Raw genomic sequence first — 25,591 nt, 5'->3', positions numbered from 1 at the left:
TTCCTGGTATACGTTGGTTCACCTTGGTCATGTCGGTTCAACCAGTGATGACCCCGATTTCGGCGCCGATCTGGTAGGTGGTCCCGACCTGCCCGGTCCACCGCACCGTGCCGGATGCTCCCGCCTCGATCTCCTGCTCGACCTTCTCGGTGGCGATCACGTAGATCGGGGTGCCCGCCTCGACGTGCTCACCGGCGCCGACCAGCAGCCCGGTGAGCTCGGCCTCCGATACCGCCACCGACACCCGGGGAATGCGAATGACGAAGTCAGCCATGCGCCGTGGCCCCCGTCAGCGTCCTGCCCAACGTCTTCAGCGCCGCCGCCGCGATGCGCTCCGGGGACGGGTACACCTGCGCCTCCAGCGCGGCCGCGGCCGGATTGGGGACGAACCGGGTGGCGACCCGTTCGACGGGCGCGGCCAGCTCCGAAAACAGCCGCGAGTGCAGGATCGCCGCGACTTCGGCTCCGGGACCGGCGAATTGCACCGCGTCGTGCACGATCACGGCCCGACGGGTGCGCCGCACGGACGCCACGACGGTGTCGACGTCCAGCGGCACCAGGGTGCGCAGGTCGACCACCTCGGCGCTGACGCCCTTATCGCGCAGCATCGCCGCGGCAGCCAGCGCGTCGTGCACCGGGCGCCCGTAACCGATCAGGCTGACGTCGGTGCCGGGCCGCTTGATGTCGGCCTGGCCCAGCGGGATGCGGAAGCCGGGGTCGACGGGGACCGGGCCCTTCTTGCCCTGCAGCCGAATCGTCTCGATGAACAGGCACGGGTCGGGGTCGAAGATCGCCGAGCTCAGCAACCCCTTGCCGTCGCGCGGGGTGGCCGGCACGATCACCTTCAATCCCGGGATGTGCATGAACCATGCCTCCAGGCTCTGCGAATGCGTTGCGCCGGTGGATAATCCGGCATACACCTGGGTGCGCACGGTCAGCGGCGCCGACATGCGTCCGGCCGTCATGAACCTCAGCTTGGCGGCGTTGTTGATCAGCTGGTCGGCGGCGATGCCGATGAAATCCATGATCATGATCTCGGCGACCGGCAGCAGGCCGTCGATGGCGGCGCCGATCGCCGCCCCCACGATCGCCGCCTCCGAGATCGGTGTGTCCAGCACCCGGTCGCGGCCGTATTTCGTCGACAGACCCGCGGTCGGTCCGGAAGCGCCGGGATCGGCAATGTCCTCGCCCAGCAGGAAGACTCGCTCGTCGGCGGCGAGCGCCTGATCCAACGCGAGGTTGAGCGCCTCGCGCATCGTCATCTCTTGGTCGGCCATCGCTCGCGTCCTCAGGTCGGGAAGGGGATCGGCGCCGCGTACACGTCCCGGTCGAGTTCGTCCGCCGCCGGCGAATCCGCGCCGAGCACGGTCCGCAGCGCCGCCTCCACGGTGGCCGCCGCGTCGTCGTCGATGCGGGCGAGTTCCGCTTCGCCGCACACCCCCGTCTCGGCGAGCCGCCGCCGGAACCGGGGCACGGGGTCGGCCGCCAGCGCGGCTTGCAGTTGGTCGGCGGGTATGTAGGGCATCCGGTCCCCGAAATAGTGGCCGCGGAAGCGGAACGTCTCGCATTCCAGGAAGGTGGGGCCGCTGCCGGCGCGGGCGCGCCGCAGCGCGTCCTCGAGCGCGGCCGTCACCGCGAGCGGGTCGTTGCCGTCGACCCGGACCCCGGGCATGCCGTAGCCGGCGGCCCGGCCGGCGACGTGCTCGAGCTTCATGGTGTCGGTGGTCGGCGTCATCTCGGCGTACCGATTGTTCTGGCACACGAACACGATCGGCAGGTCCCACAGCGCGGCCATGTTGGCCGCCTCGTGGAACGACCCGGTGTTGGTGGCGCCGTCGCCGAAGCTGACTACCGTGACCCGATCGAGCCCCTTGCGTCGGGCGGCCATCGCCAGCCCGACCGCCACCGGTGGCCCGGCGCCCACGATGCCGGTCGAAAGCATCACGCCGACTTCGGGTTTGGCGATGTGCATGGTGCCGCCCTTGCCCCGCCCGGCGCCGATGGTGCGGCCCATCATCTCGCCGTAGATCTCCTCGAGCCCGACCCCCTTGCCGATCAGGTCGTGCAGGCCGCGATAGGTGGTCACCAGCTGGTCGTCGGGCCGTAGGCTCACCCCCATCGCGGCAGCGATCGCCTCCTGGCCCCGCGACGGCCAGTAGACGCAGACGAACTCGCCGGTGCCGATGCCCCGCGACAGCCGGTCGTCGGCCGTCTTCATCAACACCATCAGCGCGTAGAGGCGACGCTGGATGTCGGGGGAAGGCTTGGCGGACTGCGTCATTCGGCTACCCGCCCGACCAGGGTTTGACCTTGAGGAAGCCGCCGGCGTCGACGCGCAACTGCTGCCCGGTGATGTAGCGGGCCGCATCCGAGGCCAGGAACAGCACCGCCTCGCTGATGTCCTCGGGTTCGACGTAGGGCACCGGCATCGCCTGCACCAGAGGGAACACCGGTTCGGCGTCCTCGCGGGTGGGGGCCGGCAGGTCCGGCCGGAAGGCGCGGTACATCGGCGGGCTGTGCAGCATGTCGGTGTTGACGTTGGTCGGATGCACCGCGTTCATCCGGATCGAGAACGGGGCGAGCGCCAGGGCGAAGTCGTTGACGTAGTGCGCGGCAGCCAGCTTCGCGAACGCGTATCCGGCGCCGCCGGGTCCGCCGATCCCGCTCCCGGCGCCGGAGGTGTTCAGCGACGACATGAAGGCCGCGTTGGAACCGATGACGATGATCGACGCGCCGGCCCGGAGGTGTTTGAGGCTGGCGTGCACCAGATTCAGCACCCCACCCAGGTCGACGTCCACGGCGTCGGCGAACGCCTGCGGTGGCAGGCCGGCGGTCAGCGGGCAGATGCCGGCGTTGGCGACCACGATGTCCAGATGCCCGAACTCGGCGACACCGGCGTCGATGGCCGCCGACAGGGCCACCCGATCGCGGACGTCGGCGACCGCGGTGATGGCGCGCTGCCCCTCCTTCTCGACCAGCCGCGCCGTCTCGTCCAGATCCTCCGGACGGGCCAGCGGATACTCATTGGTCTCGATGTCCGCGCACAGATCGACCGCGATGATGTCGGCGCCCTCGGCGGCCAGCATCCGGGCGTGGGACCGGCCCTGACCGCGGGCGGCCCCGCTGATCACCGCCACCTTGCCCGTCACCCTGCCCATCGCCCGTTACCTCGCGACTCCTAGTGGGGCCCAATGCCATTCGGGCGTCCGGCGGTCGCGGTGACGGGTCGGCCGGACACCAGGCCGCGCTGTGACGGGGCGCCCGGCCACCGCAGCGGGCGCCGGACTCAGACCAACGGTCGGCTCCATCGCGTCTCTTCCCGGAGAAACTGCGCTGACCTGCAGATGGGCTATCACTACGCCCAAGACTAACTAGAATATCTAAAATAGCAAGGAATGGCCGCGACCGAGGGGATTGGCGATGTCAGGCGTGCACGGTGGTGTCCTGCGGGGCGTGCGGGTGGTCGAATTGGCGTCCTGGACCTACGTCCCCTCCGCCGGTGCGGCCCTGGCGGACTGGGGCGCCGACGTCATCAAGGTGGAAGGCGTGAGCTCCGGTGACCCGGGGCGGGCGCTGGTGGTCAGCGGGTTCACCCGGGAGGCGGCGCGGCCCGACGCCGACTTCATCCTCGAATTGGGCAATCGGGGCAAGCGCAGCATCGCCATCGACATCAAGTCGGAAACCGGCCGTGAGCTGTTCGGCCGGCTGCTGGCCAGCGCCGACGTGTTCCTGACCAATTGGCTGCCGGGCGCCCTGGAGCGGGCCCGGCTGACCGTGGCCGACATTCGCGCCTTCAACCCGCGCATCATCGTCGCCCGGGGCACCGGTCTGGGCGTGCGGGGCCCGGACCGGGATCGGGGCGGGTTCGACGCCGCCACCTACCTCGCGCGGGGCGGGGTCGCATACACCCTCACGCCGTTCGGCAGCGAGACACCCGCCGTGCAGGGCCCCGGTTTCGGTGACCTGCAAGCCGGCGCCACCCTCGCCGGCGGAGTGTGCGCCGCCCTGTTCCATCGCGAACGCACCGGTGAGCCGACGATCGTCGACTCCTCGCTGCTGGCCCAGGCGATGTGGTCGATAGCACCGTCGATCTCGGCGGCCGACTTCTTCGACATCGACGGCATCCCGGGGGCGCCGCCGGGCCTGGCCATCAACCCGCTGGTCAACCGGTACCGGACCAAAGATCGCCGGTGGATCCAGCTGGTGTTCCTGCAGCCGGACAAGTACTGGGCGGGCTTCTGCCGGCGCATCGGCCTGGCCGAACTGGCCGACGACGAGCGTTTCGTCCCGTCGAGCAACCTGATCGCCAATGCGGCCGCGGCGACCGAGCTGCTGGCGAACACGTTCGCCCGCCACGACCTTTCGCACTGGCAAACCGTGCTGGCGGACGAACCGGGGGTATGGGGCGCGCTCGCGACACCACGGGAGACCCTCAACGATCCGCAGGTCGAGCCCAACGGGTACGTGGTGACCAATGTCGACGACCACGGTGAGAAGTACCGGATCGTCGCCGCGCCAGTGCAATTCGACGAGACACCACCGGCACCGGCGCGTGCGCCCGAACACGGTCAGCACACCGAGGAGATCCTGCTGGAGCTCGATGTCGATTGGGACGACATCGCCGAGGCCAAGGCGCTCAAGGCAATTCTGTAACGACCCGGGATCGGGTTGCACAGCTATCGCCGATGCGTGCCTGATTGCGTTTCACCGCAACCTGATTCGATACCACGCGTCGCGGATTGCTTGGTGAGCAGCCGATCCCGAAACGGTCACAGGCGCATATCAATCCCGGTAGCGGTCTGGCAGATCGCCACCGATCGACAAATCATGGCACAGGGCGCTTTTGAGGTTTGCGGCCGCGACGATGCGTAGCGCAGGAATTCCTCGCCCGCTGCCTCCGGCGGCGGATTCGGTAGGGCGCCGCAGGAGGTATCCACGTCATGACATCGAACTGGGTCCCCACCCAGACTTCGTGTGGCCCGCACTCCGGCCGCATCCTCGACACCGCACGGGGCATTTTGATCGGCCTTCGCCGTTGCCCCTCCGAGGCCGCCCTGGACGAATTGCACAGCGCGGCATTGCGTCACAAGGTGCCGGTGTTCGCGATGGCATGGGCTCTGGTGCACCTGGCCGGTGCTGGGCAGCAGACACCGAGCTTCGTCGATGCGCAATCGGCGGCCCGGCGCGAATGGGGACCGCTGTTCGAGTCCGCCGCAGTGCCCTGTTGAGCGGGCATCAAGACGTTGGGACGGCCGAGTTCTCGCGGGGTAACCCGGCCGTCTCCAACCACCTCGAGACCCCGGCGGGTCCCCAGGCGTTAAGGCTCGAATTGCGCTGGCCGACCCGGAGGCGGGGTGCACGCCGGCGCAGGCGTGCGGGCACCCCGCCCGGACCCGAGACCGACTTCGGCATCAACCTGGTCCGCTGATCGCTGCGCTGAATTGCGCGCTGGTGCGCGGCTAGTGCGGAGGCGCAGGCGGCAGCTGGCGCGGGCCGTCGGGCGGCTCCAGTTCCGCCGGCCCGTCCCGCTCGGTCAATTCGGCGCGGTCATCCGCGGCCGAGGGCACCGACAACTTGCCCGCATCCGGTGCCGACGAGCGCGGCAACGACGAGCGCGCGTCGCGGCCGGTCATCCGCCGGTGCGCCCGCGGCCCCGGTTGCTGCCGCGTGGAGGTGACGAAATCCGGCCCGGCGGCGCGGCTTTCGGTGCGGGTTTCGGTGTCTTCGGTCGGGTCCGCTGACGCGGTCTGGGTGGCCTGCGAATTGACCGTGACCTTGCGGGTGCGGCGCAGCGCGAAGGTGATCTCTTCGGTCTCCTCGACGACGCCTTCGAACACCTGGCGCGCGGTGCGCAGCGGATGGGTCAGCCGATGGGTCGTCGTGTCCATCATCCGCGCCACCAGCGGCGGCACCAACGGGCGAATCCAGCGGGCCGCGGCCTTGGTCGCGTCCGGGATCGACGGGATCAACGGCGTGCTCCGATCCTGCTCGACCACGTCGTTCGGCGGTGGGGAAGAGGGCAGCTGCTGCGGGCCGGGGTCGCATTCCACGCGCGGTTGCGGCGCCTGGGTGATGGCCCGGCTGGCCGCCTCGGCCTCGGCGGCGATCGGCAGATAGACGTCATCGCGGGCCGGCTCGGATGTCAGTTCGGATGTGAGTTCGGATGTCGGTTCAAAGGCCCGCGGCGACGGCGGATCGGCGACGGCGTCCAACACGCGGCGGCGCTGGTGTTCCCGGTCGATCTCGGTCTGCGCCTCGATGGCCAGCCGCGCCTGCGTCAATTGGTGCTCGGCCCACATGATTTCGGCTTCGCGGCGAACCTCGGCCCGCTTGATCGCGATCGCGGTGTCGGCGTCGAGTTCGGCGCGCTCGCGCCGCGCGCGCGCCGCGGCGTGGCGATCGTGACTCGTCTCCCCGCGCCACAGCCCCAGGATCAGGGGCGTCAGGTACAGCAGCACGCAGCCCCCGATCGTCAACAGCCGCAAGGCCAATGCTCCGGCGTTGCCGGCGGTGACGTCGTTCATCGCGATCCAGCGCGCGCCCGGGCCCCGGCCGGCGTCCGCCATCGCGGCGCGGCGGGCGTCGGCCACGGCCCGCTGGGCCCGCGAGACCGCGGCGTCCAATTCGGGTGCGCGGCTGTCGCGGGCCGCCAGCGCCTCGTCCAGCTCGCGCTGGGCGTCGGCGAGAAGCTCGTTGGCCGTGCGGGTTTCGGGGCCCGGGCCGGGGACACCGGTGATCCGGGTCTGCGGACAGCCCGGAGTGGGGTGATATTCGCAGCGGGCCACGACCAGCGCCCTGTCCTGGCGGTCGCGCGCCTGCGCCACCGCGCCGTCGAGTGCCGCCCGCGCCTCCTCGGCCTGCCGCAGCGTCGCCGACGCCGTGACGACGGCCGGGGCGGAATCCGCGGTGCGCGATGCCCGTTCGTCCAGACGCTGGTCGATGGGGCCGGAAAGGATGACCAGGGCGGCGAGTTCACCGACGACGACACCGACCGCCGCCGCGACCGCGCCGCGTGCCACCGGACGGTTCCCGCCGGCGGCCGGCGCGGCGGTGCCGCGGACGATCGCGCCCACCAGCAAGCCGAAGACCAGCGTCGCCGGCACCAGCGCCGGCAGCGGCCAACGGCCCGCCGCCGCCAGCCCGGCGACCAGCCAGGCCAGCGCGGAACCCAGCAGCACCACCGCGCCGGCCACGGCGTGCGCGGACCGCTCGTGGCGTTCCCCGGGCTCGCCGGCTTCCCCGCCGCCCAGCCAGATGAGCACCCCCGCCACCCGGGCCGGACCCGGGCGGGGCTCAGTTACGTCTTGGGGCATGAACCGAAAACACCTCCACCGTCGAGCACCGTCCAGCCTCCCAGGCCACCGCCCGACACATCGAATCCAAGCCACCGCCTGTGGTGTGCTTCACAGCACCGCGTGATCGGCGCAGCTCATCACCGTCCGGTGCGGGTGGGCCGGGGCCACGGTCGGGATCCGATGCGCAATTCCTGCGACGCGAGCGGATCAGCGGCCGTTCGGGCAGGTGACGTGAGACGGTATAAGCCTATGTCGAACCACGATTATGTCACCTACGAAGAGTTCGGCCGCAGATTCTTCGAGGTTGCGGTCACCCCCGAACGGGTCGCCGCCGCGTTCGCCGACATCGCCGGCAGCGAGTTCGCCATGGAGCCGATCGCCCAGGGGCCCGGCAAGATCGCCAAGGTCAGCGCGAACGTCAAGATCCACGAACCGCGCGTCACCCGGCGCCTCGGTGACACCATCACCTTCGTCATCCACATCCCGCTGTCGATCGACCTGCTGGTCGACCTGTGGCTGGACAAGCAGCGCTTCGTGGTCTCCGGCGACATCGCCCTGCGCGCGACGGCGCGGGCGGCCGAACCGCTGCTGCTGATCGTCGACGTCGCCAAGCCGCGGCCGTCGGACATCACCGTCAACGTCTCGTCGAAGTCCATCCGCGGCGAGGTGCTGCGCATCCTGGCCGGGGTGGACGGCGAGATCCGCCGCTTCATCGCCCAGTACGTCGCCGACGAGATCGACGCCCCGCACTCGCAGGCCGCCCAGGTGATCGACGTGGCCCAGCAGCTGGAACAGGCCTGGCCCGGCTGAGCCCGGGGCCACGAATAGCTCCGCGGCGCTGCGGGTATCCAGCCGGGAACCCGGGGAGAAGCGGAGGATCACGTTGGCTCGAGTAGATGTGTCGGTGTCGTCGGAGTTGGAGCCCGAAACCGCCTGGAAACTGGCCTCGGACCTGGATCGGTTCGGCGAGTGGATGACGATCTTCGCCGGCTGGCGCGGCCCGGCCCCCGACACCATCGGGGAAGGCACCCGCGTCGCCTCGTGCGTCAATGTCAAGGGATTCCGCAACGTCATCCATTGGACCGTCACCCGCTACGACGAACCGAAATCGATTGAGCTGCAAGGCCGCGGCCGGGGCGGGATCCGGCTCACCGTGGCGATGACCGTCACCGACGACCACCCGGGATCGGTCTTTCACCTCACCGCCGACATCGACGGCGGCGTGCTCAGCGGCCCGATCGGGGGACTGGTCGCCCGGGTGCTGCGCTCGGACGTGCACAAGTCGGTGCACAACCTCGCGGCGCTGCAGCCGAGCGGGCCTAGCGCGCCGGGCGGCTGATCGTCCAGTCGCGCTGTTCCTGGCGAATCCGCCTGCGGTCCATGGCAAGCCACGCCAGCCCGGCGCCGAACGCGAGCATCGCCACGATCGCCGCCGTCACCCCGGCCCCGGCATGCCCCAACGCGAAGTTGGCCACGCACACCACGAACGCCACCGCCGCGATCCCGACCGCGGCGAGGCCCGACGTGGGCGCCGCATCCCGCGCCGACGGGTACCGGACCGGTTGGCCTCGCCCGACGGTCCGGTCATGCTGCACAGGGCTGTGCCTCATGGGCGTCTCCTCTGCTGTCGCTTGGCTCGCGCCGATTCTTGGGTGCTACCCAAAAAGCCGGTCGGACAAACGACTTCGGGCGGCGCGGCCCGCGTGTGCGGCCGGGAGCGCCTCAGAGCGTTTGGTGGCGCCCGAAATACTTGTGGTCTTCGCTGTAGCCGCCGTAACCGCTTCCGATGTCGCGGTAGTCGGCGACGAACTCGATGCCCTTGATCCACTTCACCAATTTGAAGCCGTGCTGCAGCTCGTTGCGCAGCCGCAGCGGCCGGCCGTGCATGTAGGGCAGCTGCTGGTCGTTCATCTTGTAGGCCAGCATCGTCATGTGATGGTCCATCTGGCCGATGTGGTGGGCGTTGTAGTAGATGCCGCCCGTGGCGCCGAGACCCATCGAGTAGAACACCGCCCATTTGGCCTCGGGCAGCGGCTTGACGATGTCCATGATCGTTTTCATCTGCACGCCACCCCATTTGGCGACACCCGACCAGGCCTGAATGCAGAAGTGCTGGCTGATCTGCTCGTGGTAGGGCAGCGCCATCAGGTCCTCGAGCGAGAACTCCATCGGGTGCTCGACCAGCCCGTAGACCTTGAGCCGCCAGTCCTTGAAGTCGTTGGCCTCCAGCTCCTTGTACTCGACCGTCTCGGGCAGCCGGCCGTTGCGCCAGTGGTGCGGCGAGATGTCCTTCTCGGTGAAGGCGCCCGGCTTGGGATCCAGCTGCTCGAGCATCCGCTGGAACGGGCCGACCAGCGCGTAGCCGACCCGCTGCACCACCCGCGGATGGCGAATGGTGAAGGGAGTGGCCCAAACCCACGCGATCGCGGTCAGCACCATGGCCGCGGAGAAGATGCCGAAACCTATCCAGCTGTTGTCGTCGCGGGCGGCGAACATGTGGTTGAGGTTCCGCAGCGCACTGGTGGTCAGCACCATGGTGACGTGCACCAGGATGAAGAACAGGAAGTAGACCAGCACCAGGAAATGCAGCGACCGCGCGTGCTGGATGCTCAGCCGCTTGCTCAGCCAGTGCACCCGCTGCGACAGCGCCGGTGACATGCCCAGCCCGGTGATCAACGCGGCCGGGGCGGCGATGAACACCGTCGTGAAATACGACAGCAGCTGCAAGCCGTTGTAGGCCACCCAGCCGTTGTCGGTGGGCCAGTCCAGCGACAGGTACTGCACGGCCACCGACGCGGCGTTGGGGAAGACGTCCCAGCTGGTCGGCACGATGTGGCGCCACTGCCCGGTGGCGAACAACAGCACGTAGAAGACGGCCCCGTTGAACAACCACAACACGTCGACGCCGAGGTGCCACCAGCGGGCCAACCCGATCGAGTGGCGGAACCCGGGAAGCCCGAATTGCGGTGGCAGGGCGACGGTGTCGGCGTTGGCGGTCCACAGCTCGTCGTCGGGAACCGGCGGCCCGACCCGCAGCCACTCGTCCTTACCGGGGGTGGCGTTGCGGCTGAAGTAGAGCCGGGGATGGTCGCACAGGATCTGGATGCCGGTCCTGATGATGAACATCATCATGAACAGGTTGAAGAAATGCGTCCAGCCGATCCACGCCGGCAGGCCGGGCGGGACACCGGCGCTGTCGGTGCCCGGGTAGCGCTGGATGAACGACTGCACCGCCGGCATGTTGTGCAGGCCTTTGCCCACCGCCACCCCCGCGATCAGCAGGGCAAAGCCGATGGGGATCAACCACAACAGGTTGAACCACCGGTCGCGGCCGACCCGCAGCTTGGGGGCGGTCGCCCGCCGGGTGAGATCGAAGCCGCCGCCGTATGCCTCCACGTCGATGACGTCTTCGGCGGTGTGTATTTCGTTGCGGTAGTCCGGAATGGAGGTCAGCGGCGTGCCCACTGCCAGTGCCGATGCGGAGCCGCCCGGTGCCGCCCGCCCTCCGCCGGTGCCCGCGGAATCAACGGTGTTCGTCACGCGCCCGAAAATACACGAACGCACTTGGATAAATTGGATCGGATCGGGAAAGGACCGGGCGGCTCGCGGGGCGGCCGGGCGCGGCGTTCGGCGGGCGGCGCGGGGCGCGCAAAATTCGCGCCGGCGTCGGCGAGGTTAGCCGCACCTGCCAGACGAAAGCCGGTCATGCCGCCGCAACTGCGTCACCCCGGTGCTAGCTGTGAGTCAGCGCATAATCTGCTGCCAGCGTGCTTCCGGCGGGGTTCGGAGGGTCGCGCGCGGCCGGGCGGCGCTAGGCGGGGTCGTGCGGCAGCAGCCGGCGCGCCGGGTGCGTCTCGATCGCGGTGACCGTCAGCGCCCGGCGGCTGATCCGCCAGCCGTCACCGGTCGGCTGGTAGCTATCGTCGTAGCGCAGGTGCCACACCACGTCGACCAGCTCGTCACCGCGCTCGCTCCAGTGGTGCGCGACGCACGCGATGCGGCCCCGCGCGGCGCCGGGGGGCGCCGTCGCGTCGTATACCTCGCCGACGATGGCGTGCTCGGTGCGCGCCACCGCGGCGACGGCCGCGACGGCGGCGGCGATGGCCGCCCGGCCGCGATGGGTGTGCACGGGCCGCAGCTCGGCCGGCGGCGCGGGCACCACCAGCTCGGCGTCGGCGGTGAAAAGCTCTGCGACAGCATCGAATCGGCGATCGTCGACGCCTGCCGCGTAGCGGTGCACCAGATCGCTGAGCGCGCCGCGGTCGTCGGCCGAAAGCGTCACGGCCCGCTCACCGGGCGCAGCGACAGCCGCTGCGCGCACGCCGACAACATGTCCTTGGCCTGCTCGATATCGGAGGTCGGCGGCATGGCCAACACCAGCCGGTCGGCGCCCTGATCGGCCAAGCGGGCCGCGCGCTCGGCGTCGATCTTCGAAACACTATGGCCCAGAGACACTTCCAGGGCGGCGGGATCGCGGCCCGCCGCGACCGCCTCGTCACGCATCAACCCGATCAGCGACGCCAGCCGTGCGCCGGTGACGCCGAGCGGCTGGAAGCCGTCCCCGAACCGGCCCGCCCGGCGCGCGGCCGCCCGGCTGTGGCCGCCGATATGCACCGGAAAACGCTCGGCGGCAACGGGTTTCGGATAACACATGACGTTGTCGAAGGTGAAGAATTCGCCGTGGAACGACGCCCCGTCGGGCCGGTGCGCCCACAACGCCCGCAGCACGGCCAGCTGCTCGTCGGCCCGCCGGCCGCGGTTGTCGAAATCGGCGCCGCAGGCCCGCAGCTCTTCCTGCAGCCAGCCCACCCCCACGCACAGCCGCAGCCTGCCGCCCGACAGCGCGTCGAGCGTGCCGACCCGCTTGGCCAGCACCACCGGATGGTGGTTGGGCAGCACCAGCACCCCCGTGGCCAAGCCGAGGCGGGTGGTGTGCCCGGCCAGGAACGCCAGCAGGTCCAGCGGGTCGGGGATCGGGCAGTCCGGTGCTAGCCCGACGCGCCCGGAGTTGTCGTAGGGGTAGACGCTGTCGTACCGGGTGAGCAGGACGGTGTGCTCGACGGCCACGATCGATTCGAACCCGCACGCCTCGAGGTGACGGGCGAAGGCCACCATCCAGTCCGGGTCCGCGGTGACGCCGTCGGCAACCGGGGCCACGACTGAGACCTTCATGGCACCCGAAGCTAACAGGTGGCGGTCACGGCGCGATGGCGGCGCGCACCGCCTCGGCCAGGGCGGCGGCCCGGCGATCGGTGAACACGTCTTCCAGCAGCACCGGCCGCCCGTCCGGACCGGTCAGCGGAACGCGCCAGTTGGGGTACTCGTCGGTGGTGCCGGGCTGGTTCTGGGTGCGGCGGTCGCCCACGGCATCGGTCAGCGCCACACCCAGCAGCCGCGACGGCGTCCGGCCCAGGTAGCGGTAGAGCGCCAAAATGACTTGCTCCGAGTCGGTTTCGCCGTCCGCGAGCAGCCCCACCCGGCGCAGCTCGGCCATCCACGCCGCCAGGTCGGCTCGGTCGGACTCCAGCTCGTCGGCCACCGGCCGGGTCAGCAGGCCCAGCGAATCGCGCAGCCGGACATGGTCGGCGGCCAGATAGCCGGCGGTCGGCGGCAGGTCATGGGTGGTGACCGAGGACAGGCAGTACTCCCGCCACCGCTCGGCCGGCAGCGGGCCGCCGTTACCGTCGCGGTCCAACTCGAACCACAGGATCGAGGTCCCCAGCAGGCCGCGCAACAACAGGTAGTCGCGCACCCACGGCTCGACCGTGCCCAGGTCCTCGCCGACCACCACCGCCCCGGCCCGATGCGCCTCCAGCGCGACGATGCCGATCATGGCCTCGTGGTCGTAGCGCACGTAGGTGCCCTCGGTCGGGGCGCTGCCGCGCGGGATCCACCACAGCCGGAACAGCCCGATGATGTGGTCGATGCGCACCCCGCCGGCATGTCGCAGCACCGCGCGGATCAGGGAGCGGAAGGGTCGGTACTCGTGCTCGTCGAGCCGGTCCGGTCGCCACGGCGGCTGCGACCAGTCCTGGCCGAGCTGGTTGAACTCGTCCGGCGGCGCGCCGGCGGTCACCCCCAGCGCCATCACATCCTGCAGCGCCCAGGCGTCGGCGCCGTTGGGATGCACACCGACGGCCAGGTCGTGCATGATGCCCAGCGACATCCCGGCCCGGATCGCCTGGGACTGCGCGGCGGCCAGCTGCTCGTCCAGCTGCCACTGCAGCCAGCGATGGAAATCGACTGCCTCCGAATGCTTTTCGACGAAATCGGCGACCCCGGGGGCGTCCGGGTGCTGGAGCGTCTCGGGCCAGGAATGCCAGTCCGGGCCGTATTCCTCGGCCAGCGCGCACCAGGTGGCGAAGTCATCGAGCGCCCGGCCCTCGCGGTCGCGGAAGGCGGCGTAACACAGTTGCCGGCCCGCCGAGCGGGGCTGTTGGTGCAGCCACTGCAGCGCCGTGCGCTTGGCCGCCCAGGAGCTGTCGCGGTCGACGGCGTCCAGGCCGGCGGCGTGGGTTTGCACGTCCGCGCGCAGCCGCCGGACCCGGCTGCGCTTGGTCAGTTCGGCGAACTCCGGGATCGCCTCGACGTGAAGATAAATCGGATTGACGAAGCGCCGCGAGGTCGGCAGGTAGGGCGAGGGTTCCATCCGGTTGGCGGGGCCGGAGAACCCGGCCGCGTGCAGGGGATTGACCAACAGATAGTCGGCGCCGTGACGGAAGGCCGACCACACCGCGAGGTCGGTGAGATCGGTGAGATCGCCGACGCCCCAGGACTGCCGGGACCGCACGCTGTAGAGCTGAACGGCCAGGCCCCAGGCGCGCCGGGCGCCCAGGCGTTCCGGCAGGCCGAGCCAATCCGGCGTGACGATCAGCGCGGCGCTGGCCTCCGATCCGCCCGAGCGCAGCCACACCCGGTGATAGCCGAGCGGCAGGTCGGTGGGCAGCACGAAGCTCGCCTCGCCGACCCAGCGGCCGTCCAGGTCGAACGGCGGGGTGAAGTTGTCGACCTGTTCGACGCCGTCGCGCACGGTGTCGTCCTCCAGCCGCACCCACACCTCGGCGGGGTCGCCGTGGGTGACGTGCGCCCAGAACCGGATCTGCTCACCGGTCCGCCCGACGATGGTCGCGGGCAACCGGCGCGCCCAGTACGCGCGCAGCTTGGCGGTCAGCGCGTCGTTGCGTTCCTGCTCGGTGCCGGCGGCCACGCCGAGCGCGGCCAGCACCGCCGTGAGGGTGGTCTCGGGCACCCGCACCTGGCGGCCGGTCCAGTCCTCGTAATCCGTCGCGATGCCGTATCTGCGGGCGAGTTCGATCAGCGACGGCGCGAGTTCTGTCATACCGCCATCTTGCTGCCCGGATTCGTCCACCGGCGACCTGGCTGCGGCACCCGTTCGCGTCGTGTTTGCTGAACGGCCGCCGACCGTTCACCCGGCCGGGCCGGGGGCGGGCCCGTCGTCGTTCGACAGGACGAGACGCCCGCGGCCCATTACGATGCGGTGGAGGAGACTGACGAGAATCCGGTCGGCCGATCCGTGGGGGAGGGAATACCGCCAGCGCAACCGCACCGTCGGCCGGTGGTGCGGCGGTGGATCGGGCACGGTGACCGGCACCGGATTCGGGTGCATGAACAGATGTGGAACTGAGTGCGCTTCGGCGCCGCGTGGCGAGGTCCGTGCAGGTGCCTTACCGTTGTCACGGGTGGTCGGAAGTAATTCGCGAGATGGACAATATCCAGGCGTGTTAGCAAACCGGATGGTGAATTAGTGGCGGAAGAGAGTCGCGGGCAGCGCGGGTCGGGTTACGGCCTCGGGCTGTCGACGCGGACGCAGGTGACCGGCTATCAGTTCCTTGCCCGCCGGACCGCGATGGCGCTGACTCGCTGGCGGGTGCGGATGGAGGTCGAGCCGGGGCGGCGGCAGAACCTCGCCGTGGTGGCCTCGGTGTCGGCGGCGCTCGTGATCTGCCTGGGCGCGCTGCTGTGGTCGTTCATCAGCCCGGCCGGTCAGGTCGGGGACTCGCCGATCATCGCCGACCGCGACTCGGGCGCCCTGTATGTGCGGGTCGGGGACCGGCTGTATCCGGCGCTGAACCTGGCGTCGGCGCGCCTGATCACCGGCCGTCCCGACAACCCGCACCTGGTCAAGTCGAACCAGATCGCCAGCCTGCCGCGCGGCCCGATGGTGGGTATCCCGGGCGCACCGTCCAACTTCCATCCCACCGGCCCGTCCACCTCGTCGTGGCTGGTCTGCGACACCGTGTCCAACTCGACCGGCGCCGGCGCGCCGTCCGGGGTGACGGTGACGGTGATCGACGGCGCCCCGGACCTGAGCAACCACCGCAAGGTGCTGACCGGGTCCGACGCGGTGGTGCTGAACTACGGCGGGGACGCCTGGGTGATCCGCGACGGCCGCCGGTCCCGGATCGATGCCACCAACCGTTCGGTGCTGCTGCCGCTGGGGCTGACGCCCGAACAGGTCAGCATGGCCAAGCCGATGAGCCGCGCGCTGTACGACGCGCTGCCGGTGGGCCCCGAACTGACGGTGCCGCAAATCCAGAACGCCGGTGGTGCGGCCTCCTTCCCCGGTGCGCCCGGACCCATCGGCACCGTGCTGGTCACCCCGCAAATCAGTGGGCCGCAACAGTATTCGCTGGTGCTGGCCGACGGTGTGCAGACGCTGCCGCCGCTGGTGGCCCAGATCCTGCAGAACGCCGGGCCGGGCAACACCAAACCGGTGACCGTGGAACCGTCGGCCCTGGCGAAGATGCCGGTGGTCAACAAGCTGGACCTGTCCTCCTACCCGGACGCGCCGCTGAACGTGATGGACATCCGGGAGAACCCGGCGACGTGCTGGTGGTGGCAGAAGACCTCCGGTGAGAACCGGGCCCGGGTCCAGGTGGTGTCCGGCGCGACCATCCCGGTCGCGCAGAAGGACGTCAATAAGGTGGTGTCGCTGGTCAAGGCCGACACCACGGGCCGCGAGGCCGATCAGGTCTTCTTCGGGCCCGACTATGCGAACTTCGTGGCGGTCACCGGGAACGATCCCGGCGCCAAGACGACCGAATCGCTGTGGTGGCTCACCGATGCCGGCGCCCGGTTCGGGGTCGACGACACCCGCGACGTGCGAGAGGCGCTGGGCTTGAAGACCAAACCCAGCGTGGCGCCGTGGGTGGCGCTGCGGCTGCTGCCGCAGGGTCCGACCCTGTCGCGCGCTGATGCGCTGGTGCAGCACGACACGCTACCGATGGACATGTCCCCTGCAGAGTTGGCGGTACCCAAGTGAAACGTGGATTTGCCCGGCCCACACCGGAAAAGCCCCCGGTGATCAAGCCGGAGAACATCGTCCTACCCACCCCGCTGAGCATCCCGCCGCCGGAGGGCAAGCCGTGGTGGCTCGTGGTGGTCGGCGTCCTGGTGGTCGGCCTGCTGATCGGCATGGTCGGCATGACCTTCGCCAGCGGCTCGCACGTGTTCGGCGGCGCCGGCGCCATCTTCCCGATCTTCATGATCGGCGGCGTCGCGATGATGATGTTCGGCGGCCGGTTCGGCGGCCAGCAGCAGATGAGCCGGCCCAAGCTGGACTCGATGCGCGCCCAGTTCATGCTGATGCTGGACATGCTGCGCGAGACCGCGCACGAGTCGGCCGACAGCATGGACGCCAACTACCGCTGGTTCCACCCCGCGCCCACCACGCTGGCCGCCGCGGTCGGGTCGCCGCGGATGTGGGAACGCAAGCCCGACGGCAAGGACCTCAACTTCGGCGTGGTCCGGGTGGGCGTCGGCATGACCCGCCCCGAGGTGACCTGGGGTGAGCCGCAGAACATGCCCACCGACATCGAGCTGGAGCCGGTGACCGGCAAGGCGCTGCAGGAGTTCGGCCGCTACCAGAGCGTCGTCTACAACCTGCCCAAGATGATCTCGCTGCTGGTCGAGCCCTGGTACTCGCTGGCCGGAGACCGCGAGCAGGTGCTGGGATTGATGCGGGCCATCATCTGCCAGCTGACCTTCTCGCACGGGCCCGACCATGTGCGGATGATCGTGGTCAGCTCCGACCTCGACGAGTGGGACTGGGTGAAATGGCTGCCCCACTTCGGTGATCCGCGCCGCCAGGACGCCGCGGGCAACGCCCGCATGGTGTACAGCTCGGTGCGCGAGTTCGCCGCCGAACAGGCCGAATTGTTCGCCGGCCGTGGATCATTCACGCCCCGGCACGCCAGCTCGTCGGCCCAGACCCCGACACCGCACACCGTGATCATCGCCGACGCCGTTGACCCGCAATGGGAATACGTGATCAGCGCCGAAGGTGTCGACGGGGTGACATTCTTCGACCTGACCGGTTCGTCCATGTGGAGCAGCGTCCCGGAGCGCACCCTGCGGTTCGACGACAAGGGCGTCATCGAGGCGCTGCCCCGCGACCGCGACACCTGGATGGTGATCGACGAGAAGCCGTGGTTCTTCGCCCTGACCGACCACCTCAGCGTCGCCGAGGCGGAGGAGTTCGCGCAGAAGCTGGCCCGCTGGCGGCTCGCCGAGGCCTACGAGGAGATCGGCCAGCGGGTGGCGCACATCGGCGCCCGAGACATCTTGTCCTACTACGGGATTGAAGACCCCGGCAACATCGACTTCGATGCGCTGTGGGGCGGCCGCACCGACACCATGGGCCGGTCGCGGCTGCGCGCCCCGTTCGGGGTGCGCTCCGACAACGGCGAGCTGCTGTTCTTGGACATGAAGTCACTGGACGAGGGCGGCGACGGCCCGCACGGCGTCATGTCCGGAACCACCGGTTCGGGTAAGTCGACCCTGGTGCGCACGGTGATCGAATCGCTGATGCTCAGCCACCCGCCCGAGGAGCTGCAGTTCGTGCTGGCCGACCTCAAGGGTGGGTCGGCGGTCAAGCCGTTCGCCGGGGTGCCGCACGTCTCGCGGATCATCACCGACCTGGAAGAGGACCAGGCGCTGATGGAACGCTTCCTGGACGCGCTGTGGGGCGAGATCGCCCGGCGCAAGGCCATCTGCGACAGCGCCGGCGTCGACGACGCCAAGGAGTACAACGCGGTCCGGGCCCGGATGCGGGCCCGCGGCCAGGACATGCCGCCGCTGCCGATGCTGGTGGTGGTCATCGACGAGTTCTACGAGTGGTTCCGCATCATGCCGACCGCCGTGGACGTGCTCGACTCGATCGGCCGGCAGGGCCGCGCCTACTGGATCCATCTGATGATGGCCTCGCAGACCATCGAAAGCCGCGCCGAAAAGCTCATGGAGAACATGGGTTACCGGTTGGTGCTCAAGGCGCGCACCGCCGGTGCCGCCCAGGCGGCCGGGGTGCCGAACGCGGTCAACCTGCCCGCCCAGGCCGGCCTGGGATACTTCCGCCGCAGCCTGGAGGACATCGTCCGGTTCCAGGCCGAATTCCTGTGGCGCGACTACTTCCCCCGCGGCATCAGCGACGACGGGGAAGAGGCTCCGGCGCTGGTGCACAGCATCGACTACGTCCGCCCGCAGCTGTTCACCAACTCGTTCACCCCTCTGGAAGTCAGCGTCGGGGGACCCGACGTCACCGTCCCGGCCATCCCGGCCGCCGGCGCCGACATGCCCGAGATCGAGGGGCCGGACGACGACGACGTGGAAGGCATCCGCACGCCCAAGGTCGGCACGGTGATCATCGACCAGCTGCGCAAGATCGACTTCCAGCCGTACCGGCTCTGGCAGCCGCCGCTGGACCAGCCGATCGCCATCGACGAGCTGGTGAACCGGTTCCTCGGCCACCCCTGGCAGCAGGACTACGGCACCGCGCGGGACCTGGTGTTCCCGATCGGCATCATCGACCGCCCGTTCAAGCACGACCAGCCGCCGTGGACGGTCGACACGTCGGGGCCCGGCGCCAACGTGCTGATCCTGGGCGCCGGCGGCTCGGGGAAGACGACCGCGCTGCAGACGCTGATCTGTTCGGCGGCGCTGACCCACACCCCCGAGCAGGTCCAGTTCTACTGCCTGGCCTACAGCAGCACCGCGCTGACCACGGTGGCCCGGCTGCCCCATGTCGGCGAGGTGGTCGGTCCGACCGACCCGTACGGCGTCCGCCGCACGGTGGCCGAACTGCTCGCGTTGGTGCGGGAGCGCAAACGCAGCTTCCTCGAGTACGGGATCCCCTCGATGGAGGTGTTCCGGCGGCGCAAGTTCGGCGGCGAACCCGGCCCGGTCCCCAACGACGGGTTCGGCGACGTCTACCTGGTGGTCGACAACTACCGGGCGCTGGCCGAAGAGAACGAGGTGTTGATCGAGCAGGTCAACGTGATCATCAACCAGGGCCCCTCGTTCGGGGTGCACGTGGTGGTCACCGCCGATCGCGAATCCGAGCTGCGGCCGCCGGTGCGCAGCGGCTTCGGCTCCCGGGTCGAGCTGCGGCTGGCCGCCGTGGAGGACGCAAAGCTGGTGCGGTCCCGGTTCGCCAAGGACGTTCCGGTCAAGCCGGGTCGCGGCATGGTGGCGGTCAACTACGTCCGCCTGGACGCCGACCCGCAGTCGGGTCTGCACACCCTGGTGGCCCGGCCCGCGCTGGCCAGCACGCCGGACAACCGGTTCGAGTCCGACAGCGTGGTGGAAGCCGTGAGCCGGCTCGCCACCGGCCAGGCGCCGCCGGTGCGCCGGTTGCCGGCCACGTTCGGCCTGGACCAGCTGCGCGAGCTGGCCGCCCAGGACACCCGCCAGGGCGTCGGTGCGGGCGGAATCGCTTGGGCCATCTCGGAATTGGACCTGTCGCCGGTGTACCTCAACTTCGACGAGAACGCACACCTGATGGTGACCGGCCGCCGCGAATGTGGGCGCACCACGACGCTGGCCACCATCATGAAGGAAATCGGCCGGCTGTACGCGCCCGGAGCGAGCAGCGCGCCCACGCCGCCCGCGGGCCAGCCGTCGGCGCAGGTGTGGCTGGTGGACCCGCGCCGCCAGCTGCTGACCACGCTCGGCTCGGACTACGTCGAGAAGTTCGCCTACAACCTGGACGGTGTGCAGGCCATGATGGGCGAACTCGCCGCGGCGCTGGCCGGCCGCGAGCCGCCGCCGGGGTTGTCCGCCGAGGAGCTGCTGTCGCGCAACTGGTGGAGCGGGCCGGAGATCTTCCTGATCGTCGACGACATCCAGCAGCTGCCGGCGGGATTCGACTCGCCGCTGCACAAGGCCGCGCCCTGGGTGACCCGGGCCGCCGACGTCGGCCTGCACGTCATCGTCACCCGCACCTTCGGTGGGTGGTCTTCGGCCGGCAGCGACCCGATGCTGCGGGCGCTGGCCCAGGCCAACGCGCCGCTGCTGGTGATGGACGCCGACCCCGACGAGGGATTCATCCGCGGCAAGATGAAGGGCGGTCCGCTGCCCCGCGGCCGTGGCCTGCTGATGGCCGAGGACACCGGCGTGTTCGTTCAGGTCGCCGCGACCGAATTCCGCAAGTAGTTCGGCAAGCAGGGACGGTGCCGCTGCACCGGGGCGGGTCTTTTCAGCCCCAGTGCAGCGGCAACTCCTTGAGCGCGAAACTCTTTGAGGGGTAATTGATCACCGGCTCGTAGCCGTCGGGCAGCTCGAAATCCGGGATCTGGGTGAGCCACTCGGCGACCACCACGGTCAGCTCGATGCGGGCCAGGTGCGATCCCAGGCAGCGATGCGGGCCGCCACCGAAACCCCAGTGCCGGTGCACTTTTCCGTCCATGTTCAGTTCATTGGTGGACATCGAGTCGCTGTCGTCGCGGTTGACCGCGGCCATGCACAACCGCACCGAGGTGCCCGGTGGCAACGTCATGCCGCCCACTTCGACGTATTCGGTGGTGATCCGCGGGGCCACCGGCGCCGACGGCTCCAAGCGGACGATCTCTTCGATGAAAACCCTTGTCTGCTTTGGGTTGTCGCGAAGTTCCTTGCGCAGCTGCGGCCGGCGCGCCAGCTCGAACAGCGAAAAACCGATCGCCGCGGTTACGGTGTCCAGCCCGGCCAGGATCAGCAGGTGGCTCATTCCCAGCAATTCGATGTCGGTGAAGTTGCCCTCGCCGCTCATCACCTGCGACAGCATGTCGGTGCCGGGGTGCTGCCGGCGCTGGGCGATCGCGTCCGCGAGATAGGCCAGCAGTTGCTCGGACTTCTCGACGTCGGACTGGGTGACGAACGGCTTCTCGCCGACGACGGCGTTTTTCCAGTCGAGCAGGCGGTCGCGATCCTGCAGCGGCAGGCCGTAGAGGTCCATGAACACCTGGAACGGATACAGGTGCGCGAAATCCGCCATCACTTCGCACTCGCCACGGTCGGCCAGCGCGGCGATCATCTCTGCGGCATGGCGCTCCAGCACCGGCCGGGACTTGCTCAGCGCGTGCGGGCTGAAATACGGCTGCAGGATTTTGCGATAGCGGGTGTGCTGCGGCGGGTCAAATGCCAACGGCAGCACCGGCAGCGGATGCCCGGGAGGCTGCAGCACCGTCGACGAGAACACCTTCGGGTTGCGCAGCGCCGCCAGCACATCCTCCCGGCGGGTGAGGTAGTAGTGGCCGTTCATGAACACCACCGGTCCGGCGTCGCGCAACGTCTTCCACCCCAGACCGCGATCGACGCTCATCGGCAACGTGGCAAAATCCAGCCGGGGTAGGTGGAAGGTGCCGTATTGGCCTTCGCTCATGCGCTCGGATCTCCGGTCATCTGTCGGGGTGCATGTCCATATTGCCTGCGCGGCAACCCAACACGAATTCGCCTGCCCGAACCAATTCGAGGCATTCGCGCACCCGGTCCGGGTCGGCCAAACACCTTCGCCACTTTACCGGCCGACTAACCTTGATATCGGACATCGATATCGGGCGCCGATATCGGAGCGCCAAGCGCATTGTCAGTCGTTCGCAAAGTCCCGATCGGCTCGCCAAAGCTCGCCGAAGCTCGCCAAAGGAGGAAGGCCCGTGAGGGTTCGTCTGGAGCAGTCCAAATGTGTGGGCCACGCGCAGTGTTACGCCGTCGACCCGGACCTTTTTCCCATCGACGAGTCCGGCTACTCGATTCTGGCCGAGCACGAGGTCAAACCCGAAGACGAGCAAGCGACCCGGGACGGCGTCGCCTCCTGCCCGGAAATGGCGCTGATTCTCGAAGAAGACTGACCACAACGCCGGTCGCGAGGCCCGTCGAAGGCAAACGGAAAATGAACAATCCGTTGCCCCGTATGAACTCCTGCCGACCGGGAATGAACAGTGGCTGGCCATTGATGAACAGATGCCTTTGCGTGTCGGAGTTCGCCGCATAACGAACTAATCTCAGTGCCGAGCGGCAGTTCGGGCACACAAACGGGCTGTCGCTCGGTTGCTGATGACGGGATTGGCCGAGGCAGAAGGTGCATGTCGTTCCTGACCAGACGTCGCAGAAGCGTGGTGGCCCACCACCTTTGCGGACGCAGCCACTTGGTCAGCATGCGCCGGCCGGCTAGACCGATGGGGGGCGGACCGCTCCTGCCGCGGGCTGGTTCCGGGGGCAGCGACCGACCGGTGGCGTCGCTTACAGAGCCGTGACCACGGCCACCACTGATTCCCATGCGCCAGCCGAGATCGCCTGCGATCACGGCCGACTGAGGAGGACGACACGGTGTTTGACTTCGGAGCGTTACCGCCCGAAATCAATTCTGGTCGTATGTATGCGGGTCCGGGGTCGGGGCCGTTGATGGCTGCGGCGGCGGCGTGGGATGAGGTTGCCGCGGAGTTGGGGATTGCGGCCANGACTTCGGAGCGTTACCGCCCGAAATCAATTCTGGTCGTATGTATGCGGGTCCGGGGTCGGGGCCGTTGATGGCTGCGGCGGCGGCGTGGGATGAGGTTGCCGCGGAGTTGGGGATTGCGGCCAGTGGTTATCACTCGGTGATTGCGGAGTTGACCAGTGGGCCGTGGGTGGGTCCGGCGTCGTTGTCGATGGTGTCGGCGATTACTCCGTATGTGGGGTGGTTGAGTGCGGTGGCGGCCCAGGCTGAGGAGACGGCTAGTCAGGGTCGGGCGGCGGCGGCGGCGTTTGAGGCGGCGTTTGCGATGACGGTGCCGCCGCCGGTGATTGCGGCGAATCGGGTGTTGTTGGCGACGTTGGTGGCGACGAATTTCTTTGGGCAGAACACGCCGGCGATCGCGGCCACTGAGGCGCAGTACATGGAGATGTGGGCTCAAGATGCTGCGGCGATGTATGGGTATGCGGCGGCGTCGCAGNCTGCGTCGACGTTGAGTCCCTTTGCGGCACCGCCGAATACGACCGCACCCGAGGGCGAATCCGACCAGGCCGCCGCGGTGGCTCAGGCGGCGGCCGAACCGGCCGGCAACAGCGCACAGACCGCGGCGCAGGCGAGCTCGCAGCTGGCGACCTCACAGGCGGTGACCACCGGTTCCCAGGCGGTGGCGCAGGCGTCGACGACGACCGCNTCGCAGCCNGGGCCGTTCACCTGGCTCACGAGCGCGTTGCAGAACCTGCAGCAGTCCGGCCTGCCGACTCCGACCAACAACTGGCTGGGCCTCAATCCCAGCTTCTACACGGTGATGCTCAANCAGAACACCGGTCTTGCCTATTTCTCCAACGGCATCACCAGCTTCTGGTCATCGATCGCCCAGCAGCTGGTGTCGGGTCCCGGTGGTAGCACGGCGGGTGCCGGGGGTGCGTGGTATCCGACGCCGCAGTTCGCCAGCTTGGGGTTGGGCAANACGGCATCACCAGCTTCTGGTCATCGATCGCCCAGCAGCTGGTGTCGGGTCCCGGTGGTAGCACGGCGGGTGCCGGGGGTGCGTGGTATCCGACGCCGCAGTTCGCCAGCTTGGGGTTGGGCAANCTGGGCAGTGTGGGCGGGGCGAGCCATGTCAGCGCGATCTCGGCCGGCGCGGGNCGGGTGGGGGCGTTGTCGGTGCCTCAGCAGTGGGCGACGTTGACCTCGGCGGTCAGCCCGGCGGTCTCCGAGGAGGGCAGCGCGGTGCAGGCGGCGGCCGGTGGGGCCCCGGGGGGTGCGGCCAACGGGTTGTTGCGCGGCATGCCGGTGGGGGCGCTGGGCCGGCGCGGCGCGGCCGCGGGCTATGTCAACAAATACGGCTTCCGCTACAGCGTCCTGACCCGCCCACCCTCGGCCGGATGAGGACGCCACCGCACATGAACGCCATCACCTTTACCCGCGGGCGGATTTTATTCCCGGCGCGCCCGCACCCGGGCCGCCCGGCGCCGACGCCGCGTTCCGGTGCGCGCCGCGACCCGGTTGCTGCCCGGGCTCGTTTACGCAGCTCAATCCCGGTGTTGGCGGAGGCGGCGGGGCCAACGGGCGGGGTGCAACCGCCGGCCCCCACGGCCGGCCCGGCACCGCGGCAGCACTCCAGCGTCGCGCCGGCCGGCGAAGGGGCCGCCACCAGCGCATTACCGTCTTCAGCAACTCGACGCATCGATTCGCACGTCACAGATTAAGGGGCCATTCGTGGTGGATTATGGGGCGTTTCCGCCGGAGTTCAATTCGGCGCGGATTTATTCGGGTCCGGGGTCGGGTTCGTTGGTGGCTGCGGCGTCGGCGTGGAGTTCGTTGGCGGCGGAGTTGAATGCGGCGGCGTTGAGTTATGANCGTTTCCGCCGGAGTTCAATTCGGCGCGGATTTATTCGGGTCCGGGGTCGGGTTCGTTGGTGGCTGCGGCGTCGGCGTGGAGTTCGTTGGCGGCGGAGTTGAATGCGGCGGCGTTGAGTTATGACAAGGTGGTCACGGCGCTGGCCAGTGAGGAGTGGTTGGGGTCGGCGTCGGCGTCGATGGCGTCGGCGGTGGCGCCGTATGTGGGGTGGATGAGTACGACGGCGGCGCAGGCTGAGGAGGCGGCCAGCCAGGCGCGGGCGGCGGCGGCGGCGTATGAGGCGGCGTTGGCGGCGTCGGTGCCGCCGCCGTTGATTGCGGCGAATCGGATGCAGGTCTCGCAGTTGCAGGCGACGAATGTGTTGGGGCAGAACACGCCGTTGATTGCGCAGTTGGAGGCGCAGTATGGGGAGTATTGGGCCCAGGATGCGGCGGCGATGTATAGCTATGCGGGGCAGTCGGCGTCGGCGAGTAAGGTGACGCCGTTTCAGAAGGCGCCGCAGGTGACCAATCCGTCGGGGCAGGCTGCCCAGAGTGCGGCGGTCAGCACTGCGACGGCCAATTCCACCTCGACCAACACCACCAAGGCGTTGCAGTCGCTGGCCCAGCCGGCGTCGAGTTCGACCACGGCGACCAAGGCGGCCACCACGGCGGCCTCGACCACCAGCACCGATCCGCTCTCGGAGATCTGGTTCCTGCTCACCGGCCAGAC

23 protein-coding genes are annotated in these 25,591 nt (G+C 69.3%); 12 read left to right on the top strand and 11 right to left on the bottom strand.

The window, feature by feature from the left end:
• Window positions 1–37 precede the first annotated feature (37 nt).
• From H7I87_RS04930 to H7I87_RS04915, 4 genes are read right to left on the bottom strand one after another with little or no spacing between them, the layout of a single operon-like run.
• Entirely contained in the window at window positions 38–274 is a 237-nt protein-coding gene (locus H7I87_RS04930; protein ID WP_023861697.1) for a biotin/lipoyl-containing protein, read from the bottom strand.
• A complete protein-coding gene (locus tag H7I87_RS04925) occupies window positions 267–1,277 on the bottom strand; it encodes an alpha-ketoacid dehydrogenase subunit beta (protein WP_033726974.1) in 1,011 nt (336 codons plus the stop codon). The genes H7I87_RS04930 and H7I87_RS04925 overlap by 8 nt, the downstream gene beginning before the upstream one ends.
• Window positions 1,278–1,288: 11 nt before the next feature.
• A complete protein-coding gene (locus H7I87_RS04920; RefSeq protein WP_033726973.1) occupies window positions 1,289–2,281 on the bottom strand; it encodes a thiamine pyrophosphate-dependent dehydrogenase E1 component subunit alpha in 993 nt (330 codons plus the stop codon).
• Window positions 2,282–2,285: 4 nt separating this feature from the next.
• Complete coding sequence (locus H7I87_RS04915; RefSeq protein WP_019732374.1) at window positions 2,286–3,158, bottom strand: mycofactocin-coupled SDR family oxidoreductase; 873 nt, start codon at window positions 3,156–3,158, stop codon at window positions 2,286–2,288.
• 262 nt (window positions 3,159–3,420) lie between these two features.
• Between H7I87_RS04915 and H7I87_RS04910 the strand changes: the two genes are divergently transcribed.
• Window positions 3,421–4,653, top strand: a complete 1,233-nt coding sequence (locus H7I87_RS04910; protein WP_033719973.1) for a CaiB/BaiF CoA transferase family protein — start codon at window positions 3,421–3,423, stop codon at window positions 4,651–4,653.
• A 287-nt stretch (window positions 4,654–4,940) separates the two neighbouring features.
• On the top strand, window positions 4,941–5,228 hold the full coding sequence (locus H7I87_RS04905) for an ANTAR domain-containing protein (RefSeq protein WP_003876458.1): 288 nt from the start codon (window positions 4,941–4,943) through the stop codon (window positions 5,226–5,228).
• A 231-nt stretch (window positions 5,229–5,459) separates the two neighbouring features.
• On the opposite strand, the gene H7I87_RS04900 is transcribed toward H7I87_RS04905, so the two are convergent.
• Window positions 5,460–7,313, bottom strand: coding sequence for a DUF4407 domain-containing protein (locus H7I87_RS04900; protein ID WP_063967181.1), 1,854 nt, complete (start codon window positions 7,311–7,313; stop codon window positions 5,460–5,462).
• A gap of 231 nt (window positions 7,314–7,544) precedes the next feature.
• On the opposite strand from H7I87_RS04900, the gene H7I87_RS04895 reads away from it, so the two are divergent.
• Window positions 7,545–8,105, top strand: coding sequence for a hypothetical protein (locus H7I87_RS04895; protein ID WP_003876460.1), 561 nt, complete (start codon window positions 7,545–7,547; stop codon window positions 8,103–8,105).
• A 73-nt stretch (window positions 8,106–8,178) separates the two neighbouring features.
• Window positions 8,179–8,634: a type II toxin-antitoxin system Rv0910 family toxin gene (locus H7I87_RS04890; protein WP_023899884.1), complete on the top strand. Its 456-nt coding sequence runs from the start codon at window positions 8,179–8,181 to the stop codon at window positions 8,632–8,634.
• Here H7I87_RS04890 and H7I87_RS04885 read toward each other — a convergent pair.
• The 5 genes from H7I87_RS04885 to malQ form a co-directional block, all read right to left on the bottom strand.
• Window positions 8,615–8,905 (bottom strand): hypothetical protein, encoded by a 291-nt coding sequence (locus tag H7I87_RS04885; RefSeq protein WP_009977078.1) that lies wholly within the window; start codon window positions 8,903–8,905, stop codon window positions 8,615–8,617. The genes H7I87_RS04890 and H7I87_RS04885 overlap by 20 nt on opposite strands.
• A gap of 112 nt (window positions 8,906–9,017) precedes the next feature.
• Window positions 9,018–10,760 (bottom strand): molybdopterin-dependent oxidoreductase, encoded by a 1,743-nt coding sequence (locus tag H7I87_RS04880; RefSeq protein WP_019733149.1) that lies wholly within the window; start codon window positions 10,758–10,760, stop codon window positions 9,018–9,020.
• 346 nt (window positions 10,761–11,106) lie between these two features.
• Window positions 11,107–11,577: a nuclear transport factor 2 family protein gene (locus tag H7I87_RS04875; RefSeq protein WP_033712509.1), complete on the bottom strand. Its 471-nt coding sequence runs from the start codon at window positions 11,575–11,577 to the stop codon at window positions 11,107–11,109.
• On the bottom strand, window positions 11,574–12,467 hold the full coding sequence (locus H7I87_RS04870) for an LLM class F420-dependent oxidoreductase (protein WP_063967180.1): 894 nt from the start codon (window positions 12,465–12,467) through the stop codon (window positions 11,574–11,576). The genes H7I87_RS04875 and H7I87_RS04870 overlap by 4 nt, the downstream gene beginning before the upstream one ends.
• Before the next feature lie 25 nt (window positions 12,468–12,492).
• On the bottom strand, window positions 12,493–14,634 hold the full coding sequence (gene malQ / locus H7I87_RS04865; RefSeq protein ID WP_063967179.1) for a 4-alpha-glucanotransferase: 2,142 nt from the start codon (window positions 14,632–14,634) through the stop codon (window positions 12,493–12,495).
• A gap of 426 nt (window positions 14,635–15,060) precedes the next feature.
• On the opposite strand from malQ, the gene eccB reads away from it, so the two are divergent.
• Window positions 15,061–16,578 (top strand): type VII secretion protein EccB, encoded by a 1,518-nt coding sequence (eccB, locus tag H7I87_RS04860; protein ID WP_003876467.1) that lies wholly within the window; start codon window positions 15,061–15,063, stop codon window positions 16,576–16,578.
• Window positions 16,575–20,744: a type VII secretion protein EccC gene (locus H7I87_RS04855; RefSeq protein ID WP_003877884.1), complete on the top strand. Its 4,170-nt coding sequence runs from the start codon at window positions 16,575–16,577 to the stop codon at window positions 20,742–20,744. The genes eccB and H7I87_RS04855 overlap by 4 nt, the downstream gene beginning before the upstream one ends.
• A 43-nt stretch (window positions 20,745–20,787) precedes the next feature.
• Here the strand turns inward: H7I87_RS04855 and H7I87_RS04850 are convergent, their stop codons facing one another.
• Window positions 20,788–21,951: a cytochrome P450 gene (locus H7I87_RS04850; protein WP_019732454.1), complete on the bottom strand. Its 1,164-nt coding sequence runs from the start codon at window positions 21,949–21,951 to the stop codon at window positions 20,788–20,790.
• 271 nt (window positions 21,952–22,222) lie between these two features.
• Here H7I87_RS04850 and fdxE point away from each other — a divergent pair, with 271 nt between their 5' ends.
• The 6 genes from fdxE to H7I87_RS04825 all read left to right on the top strand — a co-directional run.
• Complete coding sequence (gene fdxE / locus H7I87_RS04845) at window positions 22,223–22,417, top strand: ferredoxin FdxE (RefSeq protein ID WP_003876470.1); 195 nt, start codon at window positions 22,223–22,225, stop codon at window positions 22,415–22,417.
• 523 nt (window positions 22,418–22,940) lie between these two features.
• Window positions 22,941–23,096, top strand: coding sequence for a PPE domain-containing protein (locus tag H7I87_RS29130; RefSeq protein ID WP_372512407.1), 156 nt, complete (start codon window positions 22,941–22,943; stop codon window positions 23,094–23,096).
• The gene (locus H7I87_RS29125; RefSeq protein ID WP_443677346.1) at window positions 23,066–24,208 is read left to right on the top strand and encodes a PPE family protein; all 1,143 of its coding nucleotides are present in this window, start codon (window positions 23,066–23,068) and stop codon (window positions 24,206–24,208) included. The genes H7I87_RS29130 and H7I87_RS29125 overlap by 31 nt, the downstream gene beginning before the upstream one ends.
• Entirely contained in the window at window positions 24,121–24,408 is a 288-nt protein-coding gene (locus H7I87_RS29305) for a PE/PPE C-terminal domain-containing protein (protein ID WP_033711287.1), read from the top strand. The genes H7I87_RS29125 and H7I87_RS29305 overlap by 88 nt, the downstream gene beginning before the upstream one ends.
• Before the next feature lie 99 nt (window positions 24,409–24,507).
• The gene (locus H7I87_RS28940) at window positions 24,508–24,981 is read left to right on the top strand and encodes a PPE domain-containing protein (RefSeq protein WP_308205913.1); all 474 of its coding nucleotides are present in this window, start codon (window positions 24,508–24,510) and stop codon (window positions 24,979–24,981) included.
• A partial coding sequence (locus H7I87_RS04825) for a PPE family protein (protein WP_264002598.1) occupies window positions 24,909–25,591 on the top strand: 683 nt, incomplete at its 3' end. The genes H7I87_RS28940 and H7I87_RS04825, both read left to right, overlap by 73 nt.

This window comes from Mycobacterium timonense, from assembly GCF_025821985.1.
In the GTDB taxonomy this organism is placed as follows: domain Bacteria; phylum Actinomycetota; class Actinomycetes; order Mycobacteriales; family Mycobacteriaceae; genus Mycobacterium; species Mycobacterium avium.
Note: the sequence above shows the minus strand (reverse complement) of the source record. Positions and strands in the feature narration are given on the sequence as shown.

Excerpts from the sequence above, each read along its gene's own strand:
- H7I87_RS04930 (WP_023861697.1), bottom strand. The coding sequence starts at position 274 with ATGGCTGACTTCGTCATTCGCATTCCCCGGGTGTCGGTGGCGGTATCG.
- H7I87_RS04925 (WP_033726974.1), bottom strand. The coding sequence starts at position 1,277 with ATGGCCGACCAAGAGATGACGATGCGCGAGGCGCTCAACCTCGCGTTG.
- H7I87_RS04920 (WP_033726973.1), bottom strand. The coding sequence starts at position 2,281 with ATGACGCAGTCCGCCAAGCCTTCCCCCGACATCCAGCGTCGCCTCTAC.
- H7I87_RS04915 (WP_019732374.1), bottom strand. The coding sequence starts at position 3,158 with ATGGGCAGGGTGACGGGCAAGGTGGCGGTGATCAGCGGGGCCGCCCGC.
- H7I87_RS04910 (WP_033719973.1), top strand. The coding sequence starts at position 3,421 with ATGTCAGGCGTGCACGGTGGTGTCCTGCGGGGCGTGCGGGTGGTCGAA.
- H7I87_RS04905 (WP_003876458.1), top strand. The coding sequence starts at position 4,941 with ATGACATCGAACTGGGTCCCCACCCAGACTTCGTGTGGCCCGCACTCC.
- H7I87_RS04900 (WP_063967181.1), bottom strand. The coding sequence starts at position 7,313 with ATGCCCCAAGACGTAACTGAGCCCCGCCCGGGTCCGGCCCGGGTGGCG.
- H7I87_RS04895 (WP_003876460.1), top strand. The coding sequence starts at position 7,545 with ATGTCGAACCACGATTATGTCACCTACGAAGAGTTCGGCCGCAGATTC.
- H7I87_RS04885 (WP_009977078.1), bottom strand. The coding sequence starts at position 8,905 with ATGAGGCACAGCCCTGTGCAGCATGACCGGACCGTCGGGCGAGGCCAA.
- H7I87_RS04870 (WP_063967180.1), bottom strand. The coding sequence starts at position 12,467 with ATGAAGGTCTCAGTCGTGGCCCCGGTTGCCGACGGCGTCACCGCGGAC.
- malQ (WP_063967179.1), bottom strand. The coding sequence starts at position 14,634 with ATGACAGAACTCGCGCCGTCGCTGATCGAACTCGCCCGCAGATACGGC.
- H7I87_RS04850 (WP_019732454.1), bottom strand. The coding sequence starts at position 21,951 with ATGAGCGAAGGCCAATACGGCACCTTCCACCTACCCCGGCTGGATTTT.